We start from the raw sequence: 4,532 nt of genomic DNA, 5'->3' as shown, positions 1-4,532 counted from the left end.
TCCAGAACACCGGCGCGGTCGCCGCCAGTACCAGAGGCCAGTGCCTTGGCAATGGCCATGCCTTCACCTTTAGGATCGTTTTCGCGGTGAACCGCGATCAGGGTTGGAACACCAAAGCCGCGCTTATATTCTTCGCGCACTTCAGTGCCGGGGCATTTTGGGCACATCATCACAACGGTGATGTCTTTACGGATTTGCATGCCTTCTTCAACCAAGTTGAAGCCGTGAGCGTAATCTAAGCAAGCGCCTTCTTTCATTAATGGCATAACGGCGTTAACAACAGGCGTGTGCTGCTTGTCTGGTGTAAGGTTCATCACCACGTCAGCAGTGGGGATCAGTTCTTCGTAGGTGCCAACGGCAAAACCATTCTCAGTAGCGTTCTTCCAGCTCTGACGCTTCTCGGCAATGGCTTCAGCGCGGAGTGTGTAAGACACGTCCAGGCCAGAGTCGCGTAGGTTCAAACCTTGGTTAAGGCCCTGTGAACCGCAGCCGATAATGACAATTTTCTTGCCTTTCAGGTATTCGCAGCCATCTGCGAATTCACTGCGATCCATAAAACGGCATTTGCCGAGCTCTTGCAGCTGAAGACGCAGCGGCAGGCTATTGAAGTAATTCTGGCCCATGATTCTCTCCTGATTAGTATATGAAATTGGCTCGTGGGCAGGTGCTATCCCACAATGGCCGCCACTTTAGCACCGCTTGTTTGTTGCGTAAAATGATATATAGTTGATGCTATGTTGCGTTTTCCACATTGAGTCGGGTGTCAGACGTCTGACGTCGGAAGTAAAAGTCTCCGGCGGAATGAGGTTTTTGCGTCCGACACCAGACATCCGACGTCAGGCTTACCCCCATGAACCTCAAAGAACTCCAAACCTTCATCCACCTCAGCCAATCCCTGCACTTTGGCCGCACCGGTGACGCCATGCATCTCAGCGCTTCGGCGGTAAGCCGCTCGGTGATGCGTTTAGAGGAGCAAGTCGGCGTTTCATTGTTCGAGCGTGATAATCGGCGGGTGCAGCTGACCGCCGCAGGCCGAGAATTTCTGCGCTATGCTGAACAGGCGGTGGTGAATTGGCAGTCGATTATTCAGCGTTTGCACGTGCACAGTGAAACCCTGCAGGGAGAGTTGGGCTTATTTTGTTCAGTTACCGCTTCTTATAGTGTGTTGAGTAATATTCTTGAGGTGTTTCGTCAGCGCTATCCTGCTATAGAATTGAAACTGCATACTGGTGATCAAGCTGATGCTATTGAGCGAATAGCCGAGGGTGGCGAAGACCTGGGAATTACCGCCAAGCCAAAGCAGTTGTCGCCGCGTTTGCAGTATCAGGAGCTGACACGCTCGCCGCTGCGGTTATTGGTGCCGAATATCCCCTGTGCAGTAAATGAGCAAATAGCTGCTGCAGGGGAGGTGTTATCGTCACAGACTTTGGCTAGTCTGCCCTTTATCCTGCCAGAGCGCGGCGTGGCGCGGACCTTGATCGAGCAGTGGTTTCGGCAGATGCAAATCAAGCCCAGTGTTTACGCGCAGGTCAGTGGTCATGAGGCAATTGTAAGCACGGTGGCTTTGGGCTTGGGAATTGGTGTGGTACCGGAATTGGTACTGGCAACCAGCTTCTTGCGTGAGCGGGTGCGGGTGATTCCCGTGGAGCCGGTCTTGCCTATGATGGAAATTGGTGTGGTGGTCTTACAGCAACGATTGTCCAATCCGCTGGTCAAAGCGTTTTGGGATTGCGCTAGGTCATCGTACAGTTAACGCATTTAATTTATGATGCTTCTTTTTATAGACTTATTTAACGAATCGGGAAAGCTATGACAGAACCACAGGGCAACGACAAGCCAAAATCACCGTTTGACGCGGAAGCCTTGCTGCTGATTGACGATCATGAGGAAGAAGTCTCGGTTAATGGTAAAACGGAGCTTAAGCGTGGTATTTACTTGCTGCCTAACCTCTTTACGACAGCAGCACTGTTTGCTGGTTTCTTTGCCATTATATCTGGCATGCACGGTAATTTTGAAAATGCCGCCATCGCAATTTTTGCGGCAATGATATTTGACGGCTTAGACGGCCGAGTCGCAAGGCTAATGAATGCCCAGAGTAAGTTTGGTGCGGAGTACGATAGTCTATCGGACATGGTGTCCTTTGGGGTAGCTCCTGCGCTGGTCGTGTTTAGCTGGGCGCTGGTAGATTTAGGGAAGTTTGGCTGGGCGGTAGCATTTATATACGTTGCCTGCGCGGCGTTGCGCTTGGCGCGTTTTAATACCCAGATTGACACTGCGGATAAAAATTACTTTACCGGTTTGGCGAGTCCTGCTGCCGCTGCAGTCATGGCCGGGCTGGTTTGGGTCTGCGCTGAAGAAGGCTGGGTTGAAAAGGGTGTTCACTTCGAGCTAGAAGTGTTTGCTGGGATTTTGATGGCTGTCTGCGGCATATTGATGATTTTGAATGTGCGCTATAGCAGCTTTAAGGGCATTGATTTTCGCGGCCGGGTTCCTTTTGTGGTGATGATTATTGTCGTGTTGATCTTTGGCTTGGTGTCAGTTGACCCTGCTCGGGTATTGTTGGCGACAGCGTTGATCTATGCGCTATCGGGGCCCGTACAAGCAGTATATCGCCGCTTTAAATGAGTCGCTTGTAACATTAGCTAAGCTGGCGCATCTAAAGAGGAGAAATTAATCTTTGGGGAGTTTGCGCCATGCTTATCCGTTCACCGTCCGATATACCCAGTAGCGAGATCACGCCGGAAGGCGTTTATCTCCAGCGGCGTCAGTTTATGCAAGGTATCGGCGTAGGGGTGGCAATGGCAGGTTTGGCAATGCCGTTATCTAGCGCTGCGGCGGCTAAGACGGAATTGGCGGCCCTCAATTATCAGCCTGTAGTCGCTAAGTCGAGTAACCCCTTTTATACCGATGAAAAAATGGCTTCGTTTACCGATGCCAGTACCTATAACAACTTCTATGAGTTTGGTACCGACAAGTCTGATCCCGCGCGCTACGCTGATTCCCTAACAACGGACCCTTGGTCCGTGTCGATCGAAGGTGAGGTCGCAAAGCCCGGCAAATACCCTCTTGAAGATATTATGAAGCTCATGACCCTAGAGGAGCGCATCTACCGTTTGCGTTGTGTCGAGGCGTGGTCAATGGTTATTCCCTGGGTTGGCTTCCCGCTAGCTGATTTATTGAAAATGTTCGAGCCGACCTCGAATGCCAAATATGTAGAATTTACTACCTTGGTTCGTCGCGATGAAATGCGCGGACAGCGTTCTGCTTTTAGTACCATCGACTGGCCTTATAAAGAAGGCTTGAGAATAGATGAGGCCATGCACCCTTTAGCGTTTATGAGTGTGGGTATGTATGGCAAGGTGCTGCCGAATCAGAACGGCGCACCGATTCGGCTGGTAGTGCCCTGGAAATACGGTTTTAAAAGTATTAAGTCCATCGTGAAAATTCGCTTTACCTCCCGTAAACCCAAAACCAGCTGGGAGGGCATAGCCCCTAATGAATATGGCTTTTACGCCAATGTTAACCCTGAGGTGGATCATCCACGCTGGACCCAGCGCTATGAGCGTCGTCTGCCGGGAAGCTTGTTAAGGCCGAATCGGATTAAAACCCAAATGTTTAATGGCTATGGTGAACAAGTTGCGAGCTTGTATAAAGGTATGGATTTGCGGCGCAACTACTAATGCTAAAACCGAACGTTTCAACTCGGGCTTGGCAAAAGCCTTTGCTACACATTCTATGTCTGTTGCCGTTTGCCTATATCGTTTGGGCTGCCTTGACTGAGGGGCTGGGAACCGATCCGGTTAAAGCCCTGCTGCTCTTAACGGGTGAGTGGTCGATCCGTCTATTAATACTTACCTTGGCAATTACCCCCTTGCGGCAGTGGTTGAGTATGCCGAAGCTGCTTCGCTATCGGCGTATGCTGGGCTTGTACACATGGTTCTACGCCAATCTGCATTTTTTGGTCGTCCTAACCTATTTGTTTGCCTGGGATTGGCAGATCGCGCAAGAAGAATTGTCTGAGCGGCCTTATATCGTGGTTGGCTTTTTGGCATGGCTATTTATGCTGCCCTTGGGTTTTACTTCTAATAATAAGGCCGTGCGCGCCCTTGGCCGCAATTGGCGCAAAGTCCATAAGCTGATTTACCTTATTGCGGTCCTTGCTTGGGTGCACGTCTTTTGGCAGGTCCGCTCGAGTTACTTCGATGCGGTCTTGTATGGCAGCCTTATTTTGCTGCTCTTTTACCCCCGGTTAAAGAAAGTTTACGAAACTCGTTGACTCCTAAGCTGGCGTGTCTATAATGCGCCTCCTCAACTGCTGAGGCGGACTTCACCGAGGTGCGGGACGCGATTTAGATAAGCAGTTGGGGTGGTGAGAAAGTTTAAAAAACTACTTGCTACCGAGGCTAGGATCTATATAATACGCCTCCTCGCTTAAGGACAAGAACTTAAGCGGAAATCAAAGCCCCGGCGGTTTTGAGCTATTTAACAAGACAAGATTAGATAATTCGTGTGGGTGCTTGTTGGTTGAGATT

Annotated in this window: 5 protein-coding genes; 4 read left to right on the top strand and 1 reads right to left on the bottom strand. The window is 50.4% G+C overall.

The features are described from left to right. The coding region (ilvC, locus tag ABYT30_RS15975) for a ketol-acid reductoisomerase (RefSeq protein ID WP_373097480.1) at positions 1-623 on the bottom strand (623 nt) is incomplete at its 3' end. Between the two features lie 227 nt (positions 624-850). On the opposite strand from ilvC, the gene ilvY reads away from it, so the two are divergent. The 4 genes from ilvY (at position 851) to ABYT30_RS15955 (ending at position 4,276) form a co-directional block, all read left to right on the top strand. Then, entirely contained in the window at positions 851-1,753 is a 903-nt protein-coding gene (gene ilvY / locus ABYT30_RS15970; protein ID WP_373097479.1) for an HTH-type transcriptional activator IlvY, read from the top strand. Between the two features lie 56 nt (positions 1,754-1,809). Beyond that, positions 1,810-2,625, top strand: coding sequence for a CDP-diacylglycerol--serine O-phosphatidyltransferase (gene pssA, locus ABYT30_RS15965; RefSeq protein ID WP_373097478.1), 816 nt, complete (start codon positions 1,810-1,812; stop codon positions 2,623-2,625). A gap of 68 nt (positions 2,626-2,693) precedes the next feature. Beyond that, entirely contained in the window at positions 2,694-3,680 is a 987-nt protein-coding gene (gene msrP / locus ABYT30_RS15960) for a protein-methionine-sulfoxide reductase catalytic subunit MsrP (protein ID WP_373097477.1), read from the top strand. Continuing rightward, positions 3,680-4,276 carry a sulfite oxidase heme-binding subunit YedZ gene (locus ABYT30_RS15955; protein WP_373097476.1) on the top strand — a complete coding sequence of 199 codons (597 nt, stop codon included), beginning with the start codon at positions 3,680-3,682 and terminating at the stop codon, positions 4,274-4,276. The genes msrP and ABYT30_RS15955 overlap by 1 nt, the downstream gene beginning before the upstream one ends. Positions 4,277-4,532: the final 256 nt, after the last annotated feature.

This window comes from Zhongshania sp. (assembly GCF_041623545.1).
Lineage (GTDB): Bacteria > Pseudomonadota > Gammaproteobacteria > Pseudomonadales > Spongiibacteraceae > Spongiibacter.
The sequence above is the reverse complement of the archived record's forward strand: the minus strand, read 5'-3'. Positions and strand labels throughout refer to the sequence as shown.